Origin of the sequence: Rhodobacter capsulatus (genome assembly GCF_052363175.1) — a bacterium.
In the GTDB taxonomy this organism is placed as follows: Bacteria; Pseudomonadota; Alphaproteobacteria; order Rhodobacterales; family Rhodobacteraceae; genus Rhodobacter; species Rhodobacter capsulatus_D.
In genome coordinates, this window is the sequence record NZ_CP198946.1 from 3,188,164 (window position 1) to 3,206,725 (window position 18,562).

Annotated in this window: 15 protein-coding genes; 3 read left to right on the forward strand and 12 right to left on the reverse strand. The window is 65.7% G+C overall.

All coding sequences use genetic code 11. The annotated features are described in order from the left end of the window. Positions 1-12: 12 nt before the first annotated feature. The 3 genes from ACTTAI_RS16540 to ACTTAI_RS16550 all read left to right on the forward strand — a co-directional run bounded on the left by ACTTAI_RS16540 (position 13) and on the right by ACTTAI_RS16550 (position 6,124). On the forward strand, positions 13-432 hold the full coding sequence (locus ACTTAI_RS16540; protein WP_444452612.1) for a hypothetical protein: 420 nt from the start codon (positions 13-15) through the stop codon (positions 430-432). Beyond that, the gene (locus ACTTAI_RS16545; RefSeq protein WP_444452613.1) at positions 425-3,103 is read left to right on the forward strand and encodes a TnsA endonuclease N-terminal domain-containing protein; all 2,679 of its coding nucleotides are present in this window, start codon (positions 425-427) and stop codon (positions 3,101-3,103) included. The genes ACTTAI_RS16540 and ACTTAI_RS16545 overlap by 8 nt, the downstream gene beginning before the upstream one ends. Before the next feature lie 210 nt (positions 3,104-3,313). Then, positions 3,314-6,124, forward strand: a complete 2,811-nt coding sequence (locus ACTTAI_RS16550; RefSeq protein ID WP_444455791.1) for a UvrD-helicase domain-containing protein — start codon at positions 3,314-3,316, stop codon at positions 6,122-6,124. 209 nt (positions 6,125-6,333) lie between these two features. Here the strand turns inward: ACTTAI_RS16550 and ACTTAI_RS16555 are convergent, their stop codons facing one another. From ACTTAI_RS16555 to ACTTAI_RS16610, 12 genes are all read right to left on the reverse strand, one after another. After that, positions 6,334-8,259: a DUF2793 domain-containing protein gene (locus ACTTAI_RS16555; protein ID WP_444452614.1), complete on the reverse strand. Its 1,926-nt coding sequence runs from the start codon at positions 8,257-8,259 to the stop codon at positions 6,334-6,336. A gap of 9 nt (positions 8,260-8,268) precedes the next feature. Beyond that, the gene (locus ACTTAI_RS16560; RefSeq protein WP_444452615.1) at positions 8,269-12,234 is read right to left on the reverse strand and encodes a baseplate multidomain protein megatron; all 3,966 of its coding nucleotides are present in this window, start codon (positions 12,232-12,234) and stop codon (positions 8,269-8,271) included. A 9-nt stretch (positions 12,235-12,243) separates the two neighbouring features. Beyond that, entirely contained in the window at positions 12,244-12,678 is a 435-nt protein-coding gene (locus ACTTAI_RS16565; RefSeq protein ID WP_444452616.1) for an NlpC/P60 family protein, read from the reverse strand. After that, on the reverse strand, positions 12,675-13,559 hold the full coding sequence (locus ACTTAI_RS16570; RefSeq protein ID WP_444452617.1) for a DUF2163 domain-containing protein: 885 nt from the start codon (positions 13,557-13,559) through the stop codon (positions 12,675-12,677). Before ACTTAI_RS16570 ends, ACTTAI_RS16565 begins: the two co-directional genes overlap by 4 nt. A 126-nt stretch (positions 13,560-13,685) precedes the next feature. After that, positions 13,686-13,916, reverse strand: a complete 231-nt coding sequence (locus ACTTAI_RS16575; RefSeq protein ID WP_444452618.1) for a hypothetical protein — start codon at positions 13,914-13,916, stop codon at positions 13,686-13,688. An 86-nt stretch (positions 13,917-14,002) separates the two neighbouring features. Next, the gene (locus ACTTAI_RS16580; RefSeq protein WP_444452619.1) at positions 14,003-14,233 is read right to left on the reverse strand and encodes a hypothetical protein; all 231 of its coding nucleotides are present in this window, start codon (positions 14,231-14,233) and stop codon (positions 14,003-14,005) included. A gap of 5 nt (positions 14,234-14,238) precedes the next feature. Continuing rightward, complete coding sequence (locus ACTTAI_RS16585; RefSeq protein ID WP_444452620.1) at positions 14,239-14,892, reverse strand: lysozyme; 654 nt, start codon at positions 14,890-14,892, stop codon at positions 14,239-14,241. 5 nt (positions 14,893-14,897) lie between these two features. Further along, positions 14,898-15,029: a hypothetical protein gene (locus ACTTAI_RS16590; protein ID WP_444452621.1), complete on the reverse strand. Its 132-nt coding sequence runs from the start codon at positions 15,027-15,029 to the stop codon at positions 14,898-14,900. After that, on the reverse strand, positions 15,022-15,372 hold the full coding sequence (locus tag ACTTAI_RS16595; protein WP_444452622.1) for a hypothetical protein: 351 nt from the start codon (positions 15,370-15,372) through the stop codon (positions 15,022-15,024). Before ACTTAI_RS16595 ends, ACTTAI_RS16590 begins: the two co-directional genes overlap by 8 nt. After that, the gene (locus ACTTAI_RS16600) at positions 15,369-15,995 is read right to left on the reverse strand and encodes a phage distal tail protein, Rcc01695 family (protein WP_444452623.1); all 627 of its coding nucleotides are present in this window, start codon (positions 15,993-15,995) and stop codon (positions 15,369-15,371) included. The genes ACTTAI_RS16595 and ACTTAI_RS16600 overlap by 4 nt, the downstream gene beginning before the upstream one ends. Next, a complete protein-coding gene (locus ACTTAI_RS16605; protein ID WP_444452624.1) occupies positions 15,995-18,430 on the reverse strand; it encodes a phage tail tape measure C-terminal domain-containing protein in 2,436 nt (811 codons plus the stop codon). Before ACTTAI_RS16605 ends, ACTTAI_RS16600 begins: the two co-directional genes overlap by 1 nt. Next, complete coding sequence (locus ACTTAI_RS16610) at positions 18,423-18,551, reverse strand: DUF7697 family protein (protein WP_255453286.1); 129 nt, start codon at positions 18,549-18,551, stop codon at positions 18,423-18,425. The genes ACTTAI_RS16605 and ACTTAI_RS16610 overlap by 8 nt, the downstream gene beginning before the upstream one ends. Positions 18,552-18,562 lie beyond the last annotated feature (11 nt).

The following is an 18,562-nucleotide window of genomic DNA, read 5'->3' on the forward strand; positions in this document are numbered from 1 at the left end:
ACGTTGATTTGCATGGGCCATGAACCTGACCTTGCCGCCCAGTTGAAGTTGGCCGCATCGCCCTACAAAATCGATGTCGAGGTGGTCGACATCCTGCGCGACAAGGCGAACCTCGAGTTCCGCCGCGATTCCGAGGCGAAGGTCGTCATCAAGGATGGCGAGCTGGTGGTGGACCGCTTCTACCCCATGAACCTGCTGCAGAAGCTGTCGATGCAGAAAGAGACGGTCGAGGACTGGCGCGAACTGGTCGAGAGCATCCTCATCGATTGGAACTACGACGGGGCCATTTTGCAGCCGACGGTGGTGGACATTCCGGGCAAGACTGACCTCGTCGCGGGCCGCTACAAGGTTCCGGCCGACGCCGGGACGATCCGGGTGAAGATCACCGACCTCCTCTCCGAGTCCTGGGAAGGGAGCGTGACCAATGGCTAAGCGCGCCAAAGCGGTCAGCGCGTCGCTGGACTTCGCCTTCTTCCAGTTCCTGTGGGAATTCTACCGCGGCAATCGCGGCACGATCCGCACGCACTACAAGGAGCTGACGCGCAAGTTCCTGGACTTCAACAACCCCGACAAGAACCCCAAGGCCTTCCTGCGCCAGCCGCAGTTCGAGGCGCTGGAGATCTATGTTTTCCTGAAGGAATTCATGGACAACGCGAAGGTCGAGGAGGTTTTCAAGGCCTGGTTTGAAAAGTCCGGCGCCTTCGCAGGCCGCCAAGAAGGCGGGCTCATCGGTGGTGACACGCGCCAAGGGTCGATGTTCGATGCCGTGACGCAGGAGCAATACAAGGCCGTCTTCGCGGCGATGCGGAAGAACTCTCGCATCTACCCGAACTACATCTTTGCCCTGACCATGGGGACCGGCAAGACGATCCTCATGGCGACCTGCATCTTCTACGAGTTCCTGCTGGGGAACAAATTCGAGAAGGACAAGCGGTACTGCCACAACGCGCTGGTCTTCGCCCCGGACAAGACGGTGCTGCAGTCCTTGAAGGAAATCGAGTCCTTCGACCTCGCGCTGGTCGTGCCGCCGGAATACGTGAACTTCCTGACCACCCACCTGCGCTTTCACTACCTGGAGGAGGCTGGCACCTCGCTGAGCACGCTAGACCGGTCGCGCTTCAACATCGTGGTGTCGAACACGCAAAAGATTATCCTGAAGCGGCAGCACAAGCAAAAGACCCCGATGGATGCGCTTTTCGGCGCAACGCCCGAAACCGTGACGGCACCAGGCGTGTACGGCGATGCAGCCGACCTGTACGATTGGGATCAACCCGAGGAAGAGGCCGAACTGACCACAAACCAGCGGTTCGAAAAGCTGTGCCGCCTCGAGCAGCTGGGCATCTATGTGGATGAGGCCCACCACGCCTTCGGCAAGACCCTCGCCAAGGACATGGGGATCGGCGCCAAGGAGACGGACACCAGCCTGCGCACCACCATCGACCAGCTCGCCGCCAACCTGAACCGCGCAGGAACCCGCGTTGTGGCCTGCTACAACTACACCGGCACGCCGTACGTCGGGAAAGAAGTGCTGCCTGAGGTGGTCTACGCGTACGGGCTCAAGGAGGCCATCGACAAGGGCTTCCTCAAGAAGGTCGTGCTGCACGGATACCGAAACACCCGCACCGACGAATTCATCGACATCGCCGTGGATCAATTCCTCGATGAGACCGGAGATCTGAAACCGGAAGGCATGCTGCCCAAGCTGGCCTTCTTCGCGGCAACGATCGACGAGCTCACCAAGGAACTGCGACCTGCGGTCGAGAGAGCTCTTACCAAAAGGGGACTTCCGACGTCCCGCATATTGGTCAACGTCGGCGACGACAAACTGACCTCGAATGACGATATTCGCGAGTTCAATCGGCTGGACACGCCGGCCTCCGAGAAGCAATTCATCCTGCTCGTAAACAAGGGCCGTGAAGGTTGGAACTGCCGGTCACTGTTTGGGGTCGGCCTGTTCCGAGAGCCCAAGTCCAAAGTTTTCGTTCTCCAAGCCACGATGCGCTGCCTTCGTGCCATCGGCCAAGGCCAGCATACGGGACATGTGTTCCTTTCCGACGACAACATGGAAATCCTGAACGACGAACTGCAGCAGAATTTCAGGATCAGCGCCGCAGACCTGCAGAAGGTTGCGAGCGACAAAGAGCGAGTTCAGGTCAAGGTCGTCGAGCCCCCAGTCAAGATCAAGCTTGTTCGGGTGCGGAAGCAATACCAGGTCCGGGAGAAGACCGTGATGCCAGGCCAAGCTCTGTTTCCTGAGTTGGCTGCGCGAGACAAATGGAGCGAGCTTATCGAAAAATATCGCCTGGTAGAGACACAGCAAGAAGGCCTGTCTCCCACCCAGGCATCTCGCGCTTCATCCAGCCGCACATTTGACCTTACCGAGCGAAGGGAAAAGCAGACGTTTTCACGTCTCAGCTTGGTGGGTGAGGTATCTAGATATCTGAACCAGTCACCACTGCATTCCGAAAGCCTTTTGGACGCAACAAAAGAAGGCCTAGATAGGCTCGTTGAGATCACAAATGAGTTCAACGAACTTCTCTATGATGAGGTAATACCCCGTCTATTCCGAATGCTTTTTGATCTCGATGAAGATCAGCAAAAAGAAGAGCATGAAGTCGAGCTCATCAAATTGCCCTCCAGCGGCTACTACGAAGTTACGGCTGCCAAGGATAAGATCGTGCGCAGTACCGACGAGGTGCTGAAGGCAGCTGAGCGCGACAAGAGCTTCCACCTCGACACCTATTGCTTCGATTCAAACTCCGAACGAACGCTGTTCTGGGACTTGCTCAGAGAAAAGCGGGTGAAGAAAATTTACTTCACCGGAATGCTGACGCACGGGCAATCCGATTTCTTCGTCCAGTATATCGACCCGGATTCGCATACCGTACGCAGCTACTACCCAGATTTTGTTTTCTTGCGGGAAGAGGCTGACGGAAGCGAAAAATACGTCGTTGTTGAGGTAAAGGGCGATCATCAAATCGATAATGCAGTAGTGCAGGCGAAGAAGGAATTTGCCGAACAAATAGCCGTCGCAAGCGGAATGGAATACCAGATAATAAAGTCGACAGATGCAGATTCACGAAACTACCGAGTTCTCCTGTAAACCTGGGTCAGCTGACGAGGATTTACGCGTCGCAATAGGTAGGTGTAACTGCCATCGGCGAGGCATGGTTTCTTGAACAGTCTTCGTCGACGCCCCTTCGTCGGATTTCTTTGTGACCCGTTCGGCAAAGGCGCCCGCAAGATGGAGCTTGAAGCGGATGGGATAAGGATTGGGTATGGCAACCAAACATCGTCCATTTCTTTGGAGAACATGGCCAATCCGCCTGCGCTGAAGAAGGGAAGACTTGGAACCTCACTGACAATCCGTTCGGGCGACGACCTCGGTATCACGCTGAGGGGCGCGGGCCACAAAGAAGCACAAGACTTCTCGGAAGCGGTCAAAACGGCCTGGACCCGTTTCAATCTTTCGGCCCTCGAGAAGGAAGCAGCGCTACTGGACACGGTCCTGGCGGGTGTGCTGTCTCTGGCCGCGCCATCCCAATACCCCGCCGCGTGCCAGATCGCGCCGCTGCTGGATGACGCCCAGGCTCTGGATACATCGCTTCTTTCGAAGCTGAATGCCGAGGCCATCGGTCCCGAGGTCGTCGCGCGCATCGCGCCCGTCCGCAAGTTCGCCGCTGACCCTCAAACCGCACGGGCAAATGCCATCGCTACCTTCGTCTCGGCTGAACTGGACCGCTGGAAGGATTTCTTCGACACCATCGAGAGCAAGCCGCTGACACCGGAACAGCGTCTTTCGGTCGTCGTCGATGAGGACGCGACACTCGTCTTGGCCGGTGCAGGATCGGGGAAGACCAGCGTCATCACCGCAAAGGCGGCCTATCTGGTCACGGCGGGCATTCGTCAGCCGGAGGAAATCCTGCTGCTGGCCTTTGCAAAGAATGCGGCCGAGGAAATGTCGGAACGGGTCGAGGCCCGATCCGGCGTGCCCATCGTCGCGAGGACCTTCCACGCGATTGCCTACGACATCATCGGGATCGTCGAAGGGTCCAAGCCCGCCTTGGCCGACCATGCCACTGACGAAATGGCCTTCAGCAACCTGATCAAGCAGATCCTGAAGGACCTCGTTTACCGCTTATCTGAGGTGTCGAGGGCGATCATCCAGTTCTTCGCGCATTTCCTGGTCGAGCCGAAAACCGAATGGGATTTCAAGACCAAGCACGACTTCTACACGCACATGGAGAGCCAGGACCTGCGGACGCTGCAGGGCGAAAAGGTCAAGAGCTACGAAGAACTGCAGATCGCCAACTGGCTCTACGAAAACGGCGTCGAATACGAGTACGAGCCCGTCTATGAGCACAAGATCGCGGAAACTGGCAGGCGTGATTACCAGCCGGATTTCCGGCTGACCGAAAGCGGAATTTACATTGAGCATTTCGGGGTGCGCCGCCAGAAGGTGGCCGATGGCAGCGAGCGGCTGATCACGGCGCCCTTCGTGGACCGCGACGAATACCTGGCGGGCATGGACTGGAAGCGGAAGGTCCACGCCGAGCACGAAACCACGCTTATCGAGACCTACAGCTATGAACGGCAGGAGGGCCGCTTGCTTACCGGCCTCGCCGAAAAGCTGGCACCGCACGTAACCTTAAAGCCCCGCTCGCCCGACACGATCTACGACCGGATCGTCGAGATGAAGCAGGTCGACGACTTCTCCAAGCTGCTTGGAACCTTCCTGCGCAAGTTCAAGAGCGGCGGCTACAGCTTGCAGGACTGCGAGACCAAGTCCGATCAGATGAAGCTGGGCAAGCGCGCCCAGGCGTTCCTGGACGTCTTCGCGCCGGTCTTTGAGGAATACCAAAAGCGCCTCGGTGGCCGGATCGACTTCGAGGACATGATCCTGCGTGCCGCGCACTATGCCGAGACCGGCCGCTATGTCAGCCCCTTCCGGCACATCCTGGTCGACGAGTTCCAGGACATCTCGCAAAGCCGGGCCCGGCTGGTGAAGGCGCTGAAGGCCCAGCATCCGGATGTCCGCGTCTTTGCCGTAGGTGACGACTGGCAATCGATCTTCCGCTTCGCCGGGTCCGACATCCACCTGATGCGCCATTTCGGGCGGGAGTTCGGGGGCCGCTTCGATGGCGAGGCTGGCGTGCACAGGACCGTCGACCTCGGCCGCACCTTCCGGTCGGTCGACCAGATTGCCTTTGCCGCCCGAACCTTCGTTCTGCGAAACCCCGCCCAGATCGACAAGAAGATCGTCCCGGCCGGGACAGCGACCGACCCGGCGATCAGGGTCGTGACCGTGTCCAAAGGCGAGGATGAAGGGAAACTGAGCGAGGTACTTGCGGCCCTGTCCGCCGCAGCGGCCTTGGAAGGCAAGTCCACAACGGTGCTGCTCCTCGGGCGTTATCGCTTCAACGAGCCAGACATGCAGGGTCTGCGCCGCCGGTTTCAGCGGATCAAAATCAGCTTCAAGACCATCCATGCCTCGAAGGGGCTGGAAGCTGACCACGTTATCCTGCTGAACGCTGACAGCGGGCGCATGGGGTTCCCGTCAGAGATCGTAGACGACCCCCTCTTGTCTCTGGTCTCGCCAGAAGAGGAGGCGTTCCAGAACGCAGAGGAGCGGCGCGTCATGTATGTGGCGATGACGCGGGCCCGACATACCCTGACGATCCTTGCCTCGAATGCCCGGCCATCGTCCTTCGTGACCGAGCTTCGCAAAGACCCCGCCTACGGGATTTCGACAGCCCCCGGTGCTGAACCAGAGGCCCACGTCTGCGGCGAATGCTGCGGGCGATTGCTGGGCGTGACCGGGCAGGATGGCCGCATCTGGTACCGCTGCGAGCACGTCCAGCACTGCGGAAACCTGCTGCCCGCCTGCCCATCCTGCGGCACGGCCCTGCCTCGTCATGCGGAAGGGACGAGTGAGGTTCGCTGTGGGTGTGGTGCCAGCTACCCGACTTGCCCGGATTGCGAAGATGGCTGGCTGGTCGAGCGAAGCGGCAGCTTTGGCAAGTTCCTCGGCTGCGTTCGTTACCCTACCTGCACCGGGAAAGCGAAGATTTCAGGTGGTGACCGGCCAACGATCACCAAACCACGACGACGAACCAAGGCTTGATCCAAGGTGCACAATTGTGCCCACCGCCGCGCGGGACAGATGCCGCTTAGCTGTGCCACTATTCCGCCGCAGCGAATCCCTGCCGCCCTTTGAAACCGTGAACCTGTGATCCGGGCCGGGCGATGCGCCACGGTTGCGCCGTGTAGCATTTCCCGTAATGGGGTCGCGTGGCCCAGAACTCGCCCGCGTCTGTTCGCATCATTCCCCGCTCAATAATCCGTCTCGACATAGACCCCCGAGCAATCATAGGCGACCGCCGCCGCCGTCGCGCCGTTGTTCATGTAGTTCCGGGGGCTCAGGAGCTGCGTCGCGGCGGGGATGTCGGTGTCGAGCATGGTCTCGACCACCGCCCCGCTGACCTCCTCGACCACCCGGACGCCGATCTCGCTGCTGTTCGGGGCGGCGAGGAGCGTGAGGGTCAGGACGTTCGTTGTGCTTGAGATCGGGAAACTCGCTCCGAGATCGGTGAGCGTTGGCGCGCCGGAGGCGTCGTTCTGGACCAGTTGCCAGTTCGTGTGGGTGCCGCGTTGGAAGCCGATGCCGATGCAGTTCACCACGGCCGACAACGTCAGGGTCGTGGCCAGCGCTGTTGTCGATCCGTAGAGGCCGAAGAAGCCCATGCCTGTCGCCTGCAGGGTGACGAGCGAAAGCCGGTTCACATAGGTGAAACCGCCCAGCCCATCCGCATTTCCGCGCCAGCATACCCAGCCGGCCGAGCGTTCCTCGGCCGCCGCGTCGGCGGTGGCGGCGCTGGTCACGCGCCAGCGGCGCATCGAGGTCGAGAGATTTGTGGTGGCGAACGTCGGCGTGGACACGGTGCCGACGGCCGTGCGCGGCATGCCGTTGGTGTTGACAGTCGTGCCGGTGGACGGCGCCCAGGTCGCGATCCGGTTCACCCCGAAATGCGGCTGCAGCGGAAAGAACCGCCCCGAGGGGCGCTGGACGTCGAGCCATCCGGCCCCGGCGCGGTCGCGCGCGTAGAGCGCGAGCTTGCCGGTGGGCGGCGGCGCGGGAACGGCGCTCACCGCCGGGAGCACCACGGGTTCGGGCATCTCGACCCGGCCGCTCGAGCGGTCGATGCGGAGCGCCTCGTAAAAGGCCGAGCCGTCCGGGCTGACCTTGAAGCTGAAATCGTCGCTGCCCAGAAGCCCGATCAGCGCCCGGGCCGACCAGTTCGTCTTGAAGGCGAAGCTCGCGTCGTTGGCGGGCGCGGCCTTGTTGACGGTCGCCTCGATCCCGGCGCCCGCGTTATTCAGAAGCACTGCGGGCGTGTTGACCGACAGCCGGTTGTAGCTGTCAGCCGTCGCACCGCCTAGGCCCAGAAGTTGCGCGGTCAGGTTCGCCTGGGGCATGCCGACCTGGGTCACGGCATTGGCGAAGGTTACAGTCGGCGTGTTGATGACCGTGGTTCCGTTCGCGCCCGAGGTCACGGGGCCGATGTTGACGACCGTGCTCGACCCCGATGCACCTCCGGTGCCGAGGTTCACAGTCTTGATGAGCCCGGTGGTCGTCGCTCCGGTGCCCATCCCGTAGGTCGCGGTTCCCGTCGCCGTGCCAATGGTCGCGGTCACTGCCGAGACCGTGACGGTGCCCGACGCGGTCAGCGTACCCGAGAAGGTCTTATTGCCGGTGAAGGTCTGGGTGCCGGCCAGGATCGCCAGTTCCGAAGACGTGTTCGGCAGCGTGTAGCTGCGGATTGTGGCGGTGGAGATGCCCGACAGCGAGAAGACCGCCTTTTTGGTGGGATCGGCGTCGTTCACGAGGCTGAAGACCGCATCCGAGATGTCGCTGGGCTCGCCCACGACCTCCCAGGCAGCGCCGGTCCAGACGAGTAGTACGGCCTCGTCCTCGACCCATGCCCGCCAGCCGGTGCGCGGCGGAAGGCGCAGCCAGGCGCCGTCGGTCCAGAAGGCGATGTTCAGGTCCCAACCGGCCCAATCGCCGGTGGCGCCGGAAGCGACGAGATAGCGGTCGCCTTCGGCAGGGCTTCCCGGCGGCGCGGTCAGGTCCCGGTCGAGGACCGAGAGCTGGACGAGTCCGTCCAGGATCCGCAGCGCCTCGTTATGGGTGACGTGCTTCTGGGCCTGCGCCGCCAGGATGTAGGGCAGCAGCAGGTGGGTCGTGGCGTCGGACATGGGATGGCCTCAGAAGATCAGCGCAACGGTTTTCGCCGCGCCCCGCCCCACGAGGGCGGAGAGTTGGTAGATGCGGATGGTGAGCGTGTCGCCGTGGCTGAGCAGCGCGCCCCAGTCGGTGATCTGGGCGGCGGCGGTGTAGACCGCACTGGTGGTGGCAGTGGTCAAGGATCGCTTGACAACTGCACCGTCGAGGATCTCGACGTCGTAAGCCTCCAGTTCCTCGGCGACTGGCACCTCTAGCCCGCCCCAGGTGTCGGCAGCGAGCGCGCGGGATCGCCGGGTCCAGCGGATCGTCAGATCGCCTGGTGCGCGCGGTCTGCGCCACGGCTGCTCGACATGCGCGACGGAAAACGGCCGCAGCCCCACGCCTTCGGGCGTAAAGGCCCGCGCCATATAGGTCTCGTCGCTGACCGGACGGCTCGCGGGCCCAATACGCCAGTTCCAGGGGATGCCAAGATCGGCCTCGGCGATCGGCAGCGATGCGAGCGCGGTGTCCAGCACGACGACCCGCGCGCCGGCGGGCGCAGGGTTGCCTATGGCGCCCTCTGTCCCCCGCTGGCCGCGCAGGAGACGGGTCAGTCGATACCGGCCGGGGGCGATCAGTTCGGCTGCGCCTGCCTGTACGATCTCCCAGGCACCCGGCGCACTCTCGATGGCGAGCGCATTGGCTCCGCCAAACAGGGTCAGGTCGGTGACGCTTTCGAGCGTGCCGGTGAGCAGATCGACCACCAGCGCATTGCCGAGGTCGAAGCGCGACGTCGGTCCCGCGTAAAAGTCAGTGACCAGCGCGCCGATCCTGGCGCGTGTGCCAAACGTGGTCAGCAGGTCGAAACCATCCGTCGAGGGGCTGCGGTAGACCGCGATCTCACCGGGCCATGGTGCGGCGTACGCCGCCGCGAAGGGCCGATGCGCGGCTTGGTCCTCGGTCAGCTGCGGCAGATCGAGGAGGACCGCGTCCGGCGCGCCGAAGACGACGGCCTGCGACAGCGCCGAGGGTCTCGGCGCGCCAAGCGGCAGGTCGTAGGCCTCTCGGTCCTGGCGGATGGCCTCGATGCCGCGTGCGTCGGCATCGGCAATCGAGATGAGCCGCAGCGGGACGAACCGGCCGTCATGGGCGAGCGTCACCACATCGGCCGGGTCGAGCGCCAGCCGCGAGGGCGGCAAGCGGAAGGCTGCGCTCTCCCGGCCGGTCCAGGCTTCCATCAGCGCGCGACGGCAACGGCGCTCGGCCTCCTCAGGCGGCACCGCCATCGGGAAGCTCTCGGAGGCGATGCGCGTCGTGTCGACGGTGATCCGCCGGGCCTCGACCTGAGCCGCCTCGTAATCCTCGTCGGCCCGGGCGACCTGCCACTTCAAGGCCTGCGGCAGTTCGGTCTCCTGTCCGCGCGTCAGTTCCAGTACGTCGCCTTCGCGGGCTGCGACCAGATCGTCGGGTGCGACGCTTGCCACCGCCGCCCTCCCGCGCATGACGAAGCGGATAACGCCTTCGGTCTCGACAGCATCGAAGCCGAAGTGCCGCGCGAGCGTGGTGATCGAGGCGCGCGCGCTTTCCAGCGCGCCGATGGCATAGCCCTCGACCGCGCCCCAGAGGCCGGTGACGTCGATGCGGGTCTCCGGCATCCCGGCGCGCAGGCAGAGTTGCCGCACAAGCGCGGCGAGCGACACCGCCCCGAGGCGGCCGGTCAGCCAATGGCCGAGCCGCCAGTTGGGTCCATCGGTCCAGACATCGGTCAGTTCGGGGAAGAACGGGTATGGCCGCGCGTCCCAGGTCCAGGCCGCGCATTCTGGCACATCGATCATCCGGCCGCCGTAGACCGAGGACAACGGGTTGTTCGCGGCCTCACCCCAGAAGAGATAGGTGGCCTCGAGATAGGCGCGCTGGATGGTATCGTCGCGCCAGCCCCGCGAGAAATACGGCGTTAAGCTCTCGGAGGATTTCGGGTCGAAGAAGACGTTGGGCTGGTTGGTGCCCCGGTCGATGGCCGGGCAGCCGAGTTCGGTGAAGCGGATCGGCTTCGATTCCGGCACCCATGCCGTCGGCGTGCCGCTCTCAACCCCGCCCGGGCGGTTGTAATGCGGGTTCGCCCACCAGCTGCGCAGATCCTTGTAGCGGAAGACCCATGGCTTGCCGGCACTCCCGTCGGTGATCGGCGTGCGCACCTGCGCCGACCGATCCGCCGCGCCGGCATAGAACCAGTCGAAGCCCTCGCGGCCCGCGATGTTCGCCTGCAGATAGGCCCGGTCGTAGATCGCGGGCCAGCCCTCGGCAGTGTCCGCGTGCCCGAAGCCGTCGCGCCAATCCGAGAGCGGCATGTAATTGTCGACGCCGACGAAATCGATGTTGGCGTCCGACCAGAGCGGGTCGAGGTGGAAATAGACGTCGCCGCTGCCGTCGCCCGGGTGGTGGCCGAAGTATTCCGACCAGTCGGCAGCATAGCCGATATCGGTGCCTGCCCCGAGAATGGCGCGCACATCGGTGGCGAGCGCCTTGAACGCGGTGACGGCGGGATAGGTGCTGGCAGCCGCGCGGATGGTGGTCAGGCCGCGCATCTCTGAGCCGATCAGGAAAGCATCGACCCCGCCCGCCACGGTGCAGAGATGCGCGTAATGCAGCATCATGCGGCGCAGACCCCAGTCGCCGGACGGGCCGGTCCAGGAGACGGTGTCGCCCGAAATCGCGAAGTCGGAGGGGCTGGCGGTGCCGAAGAAGGCCGCGACCTGGCTCGACGCCGTGGCCGTCTTGTCCACGCTCCCGGCATAGCCTGCCGCCGACGAACAGGTGATCCGACCACGCCAGGGAAATGTGGGCTGACCGACCTCGACGGAATTGTCCGAATACGGGTTCGGCAGCGTGTTGCCGGGCGGGACGTCCATCAGGATGAAGGGATAGAAAGTGACTCGCAGCCCGCGCGCATTCATCTCCCGGATCGCCTGCACCACCGCGAAATCGGCGGGCGTGCCGCCATAGACGGGTCGATCCTGATCGTCGCGGCTGACGAGGAAGGCATTCGCCCGGCTGACGCCATTGACCGACCAGCCGACCGGCGTCGTCGACTTGACCGTGACCTCGACGCCGGGGCGCAGTTTGCAGGATCCCGCGCGCAGGTCGTCACCGAACCAGGCCACGACGAGGCTGACGCTTTCGACGGCCGGTGCCATGGCCTGCAGGCGGTCGAGCGCCACGACCATGTCGGAGGTGTCGGGCAGCGCGTTCAGGTTCTCAGAAACCGTCGCGCCGCCTGAGGATTTGCGGATAACTTGGGTGGCGTAGGTGAACTCGCCCGAAGCCGGGATCAGGGTGACAGCGCGGGTCAGCCCCTCGGCGGTGTCTGGATCGGCGAGCGGCCGGAAGACCTCGAAGGACAACTGCGGCAGGCGGTTGCCGTAACTCGACAGCGGCAGTTCCTCGAAGACAACATAGGCCGTGCCGCGATAGGCTGGCGTGTTGGCCGCGCCCATCTTGGCCGAAATGAACGGGTCCGCCGCCTGCGCCTCATCGCCCGGATACCAGCGCCAGACGACGCCGGAGAGGTCCATCGGCTTGCCGTCGGCCCAGACCCGCCCGATGCCGGTGATCGGTCCCTCGCAGAGCGCGACGGCGAAGGACGCGTAGTAGAGATATTCGGTGGTCTTGACCTTGCCGCCCCCGCCGCCCTTGCCCCCGCCCTGTGTGGTGGCCTTGGTCTCTTCCCGAAAATCGGTGGCCCAGATGATGTTGCCGCCGATCCGCATCCTACCGTAGAGCCGCGGGATGACCGCCCCTTCGGTGGAGGACGTGATGCGCAAGCTGTCGAGCCGCGCGCCTTCGATCCGCTGCGTCGGTGCGAGCGAGGACACGATCCAGTTGTCGACGACCGAGCCGATGGTGGACCCGATGAAGCCACCGATGGTCGCCGCGCTGACGCCGAGGATCGCGCCACCGATCGAGCCGCCGATGGCGGCACCGGCAGCGCCAAGAATGAGGGTGGCCATGTCGGGGTCTCAGCGTTGCGGAAACAGGAAGGCGAAGGCGATACGCCGGCGCCAGGCTGCCGTGAGCGGCTCCTCGATCACGCCGAGCCGCTCGTAGGCATGGAGGAAGCTGTCCGGCCCGGTCACGATGCCGACATGCTTGGCGATGGCGCGGCTATCCATGCGAAAGAGGACCAGCGCACCGGGACCGGCATTTGCCGGGGCGATCTCGGGCATCATGCGGCGCGCGCCCTCGGCCAGCACCTCGCGAGGGCCGGTCTCGCCCCAGTCCCGGCTGTAGGGCGGGATCGGAAACGGCTCGGGACCGACAACCTCGCGCCAGACGCCTCGGGCCAGCCCGAGGCAGTCGCAGCCGACGCCCTTGAGGCTCGCCTGGTCGTGATACGGCGTGCCGAGCCAAGACCGGGCTGCCGCGATTACCTTGTCAGGATCGGCGGTGTTCACAGCACGCCTCCGTCGTGCCCGCCATCCTTGGTGGCGTAGCGCAGAACGGCGTCTTGGCCGGGGATATGCGGAAAGCCCCGGAAACTGGCGGTTTTGGCAAACTTGGCCCCGCAGGTCTCGATCCGCTTGTCGCAGCCCGCACGGATCGTGAAGTCGTCGCCCTCGGCAATCGCGCGCACTGGCGCCTCAAGCAGGGTGAGGATCGCCACACCGTCCGTGACGCCATACCCCAGCACCTCGGTGCGCCGCCCCGCATTCGCGCCGCTGGTCCAGTCCAGCGTACCAAAGGTGAACCAGCCGGAGGTGAAGCCGCCTAGCCCCGAGGCGGTGAACGCCCGGTCGCGCAGGAGATCGATGACTGCGCCGGTCCCCTTGTAGGCCGGGTCCTCCAGATCGACGCCGCAGCGGGCATCGCCGAGCGCAGCATCGCAACTCGCCTGGAAGGTTCGCCCGACCGTCTGCCCGAGGACATGTGCCAGCGAGCGGACCTCGGCGACGAAAGCGAGCCGCCCGCGCCGGATCTGGCCGATGGCCCCGCGCCGCATCAGCACGCGCTGCGCGGTGTCGGCCCAGTTCACCCGCCAGACCTCCACCGCCGCGTTGTCCCATCGGCCATCGAGGATGTCAGTCTCGGTGATCCGGTCGGAGGTCAGAACGCCCTCGGCGTCCTGCGCATCGACGGACAGGTCCGAGCCCGAGCGCACTTCGGAGGCCGTCAGCCCGCTCTCGGGCTCGAAGTCAGTCCCGTCAAAGGTCAGCGTCCTGTCGTGGTCGGTGAAGCCAAAGGTCACGCCGTCCGCGCGGGCGATCCGCCAGCACCAGGCGAGCGTCGTCGTGCCGTCGTCGAGATGGGCCTGCAGGGCGGGATCGAGGGTCTTCATCGGCATGTTCCTGTCATGCGGTCGTCGAGATCGGCGATCCAAGTCGCCCATTGCGGGGGCACGGCGGCGACGGCAGTGGCCGATGGTCGGGCGAGACGCGCCTCGGCGTAGGAGGCGCAGCCCGCGTCACCAGCGCCCGTCGTTGCGGCGCAGCCGGTCAGCAGGATCGCCTGCGCCGCGGCCGTCGCGAACCGCCTCGCGCCCGCGCGCGACGCGCTCGTTCTTATCTTCAATCGCATCGCGTTCCGCCTCCCGTTTGCCCATGCGCTTCCCTTCCGCGCGGCCCCGGATGCGGCCGAGGACGATGCCTCCGAACGCACCCAAGGCCGCAACCAGCCAGAACAGGAACTCAGCCATCGTCGTGATCCCCGCGCGCCGTGGCGACGCAGAGCGCGACGACGAAAACGCCGAGACCCCCGCCCACGATCATCCCTGCGAGAGACTCAAGCATCGCGGCGGAACCCGCGTTCGATCCGATCCCGCAGGCCGATGAGGCCGAGCCCGAGGAACATCAGCCCCGCAGGCGAGGCATCGCCCGAGCCCGCGAGCAGCGCGACGAGGCGAGATAGGTCGGCAAACGGGCCTGTGGCGGGCAGCGCAAGCGACGCGATGCCGGTGAGCATGGCGAGGCACCCCGCCCACCAAGTGAGCGAGGTCGGACGGATGTAGCGCATGGGGATCAGGCCCTCCGGGTCAGGGTGGAAAAGAAAGCGGTCAGCCGGACGAGCCAGCCGGTCGGGGTGCCGGGTTCAGGCTCGGGGACCGGCGGTGTCGGCGCCGGCCGAAGCAGCGCCAACGCCTCGCCCTCGGTCAGGCGCCGGATCGGTCGCGAGAAATCGACCTTTCCGCTACTGTCGACCGACCAGACCGGGATGGTTCCGGTTGGATAGCGGCCCGTAGCAAAGAGGTCGCGCTCGGCCTCGCGGCGCGGGCGGATCGCGGCGGGCTTGAGCCAGCCCATGAAGGCTGTTGCCGCCGCAGCCCGGTCGCCCGCGTTCAGATGTCGGGTGAGCGCCGCCTTGGCGATGCCGCCGGTGTTGTAATGAAACGAGACCAGCGCATCGAACTCGTGCGGTTCGAGCGGCACCTTCACGGCACGCAGGACGGCAGCCTCGTAGCGCGAGAGATCGGACCGGAAGGCCCGGAACGCCTCGCGGATCCCGGGATCGAGATCGGTGGGCATGCCGCGCGGCATCGTGGCGGGATCGGGCAGACCGGCTGCGGCCGTGTGGCCGATGCCGAAGGTCCAGACCTGTTTCACATCACGGTAGGGTCCGGGCACGATGCCTTCGTGTCGGACGAGGGCCAGCAGCCCCCGGTCAGTCATCTGCATGGAAGTCACCCCAGAAGCGATAGGATCAGGATCAGCGCGGCGACGGCGATGCCGACGCCCAGCCGATGGCGGAAGGCCTGACCGGGATCGGTCGGGTCGCAGCGCAGCGAGCGCGCGAGGCGGAGAAGGTCATGCATCGCCACCGCCTTTCCCGGCATGGCGCAGTCGGGCGAGCAGCACCTCGATGAAGGCCGGTCCGAAGACGCCGACGAGATAGGCGGCCGATCCGGCCGCGCCCCCGGCTGGGATCGCTTCGGGCGGCAGGCCAAGCCAGCGGGTGATGATCGCCATCGAGAGGCTGCCCATGCCGGCGGCGATCAGACCGCCGAGCAGGATGTGGCGCAGCGCGTCGCGCAGCCGCATCTTCGTCGTCAGAGCGTTGGTCGCACCCCCAAGCGCGCCCCAGGCGGCGAGGATCACGGCGGTGGAGGCGAGCAGTTCCTTCAGCGCCGCCGCCAGAAATCCGGTTTCGTCGTTCATCGTCGGATCTCCAGAAGCGGGATGGAGGTGATGGAGCCCAGCCGCTCGAGGTCAAGCGTCACGTCGAGCGCGTCGGTATCGAAGCGGACGGGCACGTCGAATTCGAAGCCTACGGTGATCGGGACGCCAGCGCCCGGCGCGGCAGCGAAGGTGATGACACCGGTCGTCGTGTCGACCGACCAGCCGGAGGCCTGCAGGGCGCCATTTAAGGCGACGGCGACTGAGCCCGCGACCGGCTTGGTGATGGTCCGCACCCATGTCTGGCTGCCCGAAGCGTAGCGCTTCACCAGCTGGAAGGTGGTCGTCGCGCCATTGCCGGTGCCGATCGACTGATCGTTCGGCGAAGGCGTGCCCGAGGGAAGGCAGGATTTGTGATCGCCCCAGTCCTTGAACCGGAAGCCATGGAGGCGACCATTGCGCGCCTCGAAGAAGGCGACGACTGCCGCCAGATCGTCGGCGCGGCGGATGCCGTAGGCCACATCATAGCGGCGGCGCGAGTTGGCCCAGCTGGCGTTTCGCTCCTCGTCACCCGATGCCAGCTCGACGACCTGGGTGCGTCGCTCTGGCCCGCCACGCGCACCTCGGCTGACGTTGTCGGGAAACCGGACCTCGTGAAACGTCATCACATGCCCCTCCGTCCCAGCGAGACGGCCCGGGCGATGTCCGCCGCGACCTGCGTGCGGGACTGGCGGAAACTCTCGGCGTCGCGGGCCATGATGGTGACGTTGATCCCGCCGCCCGCGCCGTAGCTCTGCGCCTCGCGCCGGGAGAGCACACGCTCGCCGCGCTGCAGGATCGCAGGCACTTCGTCGTGGCGTAGGCCGACGGCGCCGCCAGAATGCATCCGAGGCGCCGCGGCGAAAGCCATGGCCGGGACCATGCGCGAGGGTCCGGACAATCCGACCATGCCGCCAGCGTGCAGGATATTGGCGAAGATCCCGCCCGCGCCACCGAGCGCGCCCGAAAGCGCGTTGGCGATGGGGCCGAGGATGAAGCGCCGCGCCGCCAGTTTCGCCAGGTCCGCGATGAGCGAGGTCACGAGATCGCGGAAGTTCAGCTTGCCGGTCTTCACGAACTCACCGACCGCGTCCTCGGCCGACTGGAACGCGCTGACGAGGCTCTGGCCGATATCGCCGCCGATCTCGCGGGCGCGGCTCGCGTAGTCCGACAGCGCGGCCGTCACCGCCTGCCAGCCGGTCAGCGCACGCTCGGCCCCTTCGCCTGCGGCGGTTCCGGCATCGCGGGCCGCACCTCCGGCGCCATTGGCAGCGGCTGCAGTGTCGTCGAGCCCGGCCGCCAGCGCATCGGCGGAAGTCGCGGCGTCCGTCAGCGCAGTCTCGGCCTCCGTGCCGGACCCAGCCACGGCATCCTTCAGAGCCTGCCAGGCAGCAAGCGGCCGGGCTGCGGCATCGGTCAACATGCCAGCGGCCTCGCGATAGGCGTCGGCCCGGGCACGCGCATCATCCGCCATGGCACCGAGACCGAGATCGGGCGGTGCGATATAGGTCCGGGCGAGTGCGGCGGAGAACGCATCGGCTGCCGCCGTGCCCGCCGCCGTTGCGGCCCCCTCGAACGGGTTGTCGATCCGGCTCAGGTCCACTGCATCGAGCGTGCCGATCCGCACGCCACCTTCGCCGGTCGCCCATTCGGGCAACAGGGCCAGCGCGGCGTTCAGGGTCTCGATGAAGCTGTTGATGCGGGTGACGACGCCGTTCAGCATCGCCTCCACGCCGCCGATCAACCCGTTCGCGGCTTGGTAGGCGAAGTCACCGATGGCGCCCGGCAGGCTGCCCCAGATCGCCACCGCGCCGTCATAGGCCCCTTGGAAGATCGCGACGGTGCGGTCTCCGAACCCGTTGAGCCCCGCGACGGTGCCGTCGAGCGCCGAGAGTGCGGCGGCCTTCAATCCCTCCCATCCGGCGGCCATGCGGGCAAGTGCGGCGTCGAGCGCGAGCCCGATGCGCGACCAGACCGCAGAGGCCAGATCGGAGAGCAGCCGGAAGGCTTCGCCGACCCCGCCCACGCGGGCAACGAATTGCGACAGCTGATAGATCAACTCGCCGACGCCGACGATCATAGCGCCGATACCGGTACGGATCAGCGCCCCACGCAGAACGACCAGCGCCGTAGCGAGGCCCCGGACCGAGAGCGCGGCAGCGGCCAACCCCGCGACCCAGCGGCCCGCGAGGAAGGTTGCAAAGGTCACGGCATAGGTGGTCAGGCGGCCGATATTGTCGAAGAGCCCGCGAATGGCGATGCCGAGCGGCCCGGTGCGGCTGGCAATAGCGGCCATCGCGTTGGCGACCGCCTCGAGCGCGGGAGCCGCGGCGACGGCGAGCTGGTTCGACAAACCGCGCCAGATCAGCCCGAGGCGCGAGATTGCGTCGTTCGTGCGCTCGATCTGGTCGGCGTCCTGTTCGGAGACCACCACCCCAAAGGCGAGGACATCCTCCGTCGCCTGGCGCAGCGTCGCGGTGTCGATGCGCGACATGGCGATGGAGCCTTCCTCGCCGAAGAGCTGACCCGCGACGGCCGCACGCTCGGCGGCCGGCACGAAATTCTCGATGGCAGCGTTGATCGCGCCGACGCGCTGATCGAGCGGCAGCGCGATCAGGTCAGAGGCCGAAAGACCCAACCGGTCGAGCGCGTCGGCAGCCGGGCCTGTCCCGGCCGCTGCCTGGCTGAGACGGCGCGTCAAATCCTTGGTGGCCTGCTCGATGCCGGACATCGAAACGCCCGCCAGCTCGCCCGCGCGCTCCAGCGTCTGGATCGAGGCGACGGTAGTCCCGAGCGACTGCGCGAGCTTCGCCTGCGCATCGACGGTCTGGAGGCCCGAGCGGACCATCGCCACGCCAGCGGCGGCGGCTGCAGCCACGGCGGCTGCGGCGGCCACATGGACCCGTCGCGAGAAGGCTGCGAGCCGGGTGTTCGCCGCTTCCATCTCGCGGCTGAGCCGTCCGAAGCCACGCGACCCGGCCTCACCGACACCTTCCAGCTCGGCGCGCACTTGCCGACCACCGACCGCCGCGAGGCGGACGCTGACGCGTTTTTCAGCCATTGGGGCGTTCCATCTGTTCGTTGAGTTTGGCGACCATCACCGCTTCGATGACGGGCAGAAGTTCGGCCATGGCGAGCGGCGGCACGCCGAGCGCGTCACCGAGCGCCAGCGCCGCCGACATGTCCCAGCCGA

Bases quoted from the DNA above. Each gene is read 5' to 3' on its own strand.
- ACTTAI_RS16605 (WP_444452624.1), bottom strand. From the start codon at position 18,430: ATGGCTGAAAAACGCGTCAGCGTCCGCCTCGCGGCGGTCGGTGGTCGG.
- ACTTAI_RS16540 (WP_444452612.1), top strand. From the start codon at position 13: ATGGGCCATGAACCTGACCTTGCCGCCCAGTTGAAGTTGGCCGCATCG.
- ACTTAI_RS16555 (WP_444452614.1), bottom strand. From the start codon at position 8,259: ATGTCCGACGCCACGACCCACCTGCTGCTGCCCTACATCCTGGCGGCG.
- ACTTAI_RS16545 (WP_444452613.1), top strand. From the start codon at position 425: ATGGCTAAGCGCGCCAAAGCGGTCAGCGCGTCGCTGGACTTCGCCTTC.
- ACTTAI_RS16575 (WP_444452618.1), bottom strand. From the start codon at position 13,916: ATGGCTGAGTTCCTGTTCTGGCTGGTTGCGGCCTTGGGTGCGTTCGGA.
- ACTTAI_RS16590 (WP_444452621.1), bottom strand. From the start codon at position 15,029: ATGCATGACCTTCTCCGCCTCGCGCGCTCGCTGCGCTGCGACCCGACC.
- ACTTAI_RS16610 (WP_255453286.1), bottom strand. From the start codon at position 18,551: ATGTCGGCGGCGCTGGCGCTCGGTGACGCGCTCGGCGTGCCGCCGCTC.
- ACTTAI_RS16550 (WP_444455791.1), top strand. From the start codon at position 3,314: ATGGCCAATCCGCCTGCGCTGAAGAAGGGAAGACTTGGAACCTCACTG.
- ACTTAI_RS16600 (WP_444452623.1), bottom strand. From the start codon at position 15,995: ATGACGTTTCACGAGGTCCGGTTTCCCGACAACGTCAGCCGAGGTGCG.
- ACTTAI_RS16580 (WP_444452619.1), bottom strand. From the start codon at position 14,233: ATGCGCTACATCCGTCCGACCTCGCTCACTTGGTGGGCGGGGTGCCTC.
- ACTTAI_RS16585 (WP_444452620.1), bottom strand. From the start codon at position 14,892: ATGCAGATGACTGACCGGGGGCTGCTGGCCCTCGTCCGACACGAAGGC.
- ACTTAI_RS16560 (WP_444452615.1), bottom strand. From the start codon at position 12,234: ATGGCCACCCTCATTCTTGGCGCTGCCGGTGCCGCCATCGGCGGCTCG.
- ACTTAI_RS16595 (WP_444452622.1), bottom strand. From the start codon at position 15,372: ATGAACGACGAAACCGGATTTCTGGCGGCGGCGCTGAAGGAACTGCTC.
- ACTTAI_RS16570 (WP_444452617.1), bottom strand. From the start codon at position 13,559: ATGAAGACCCTCGATCCCGCCCTGCAGGCCCATCTCGACGACGGCACG.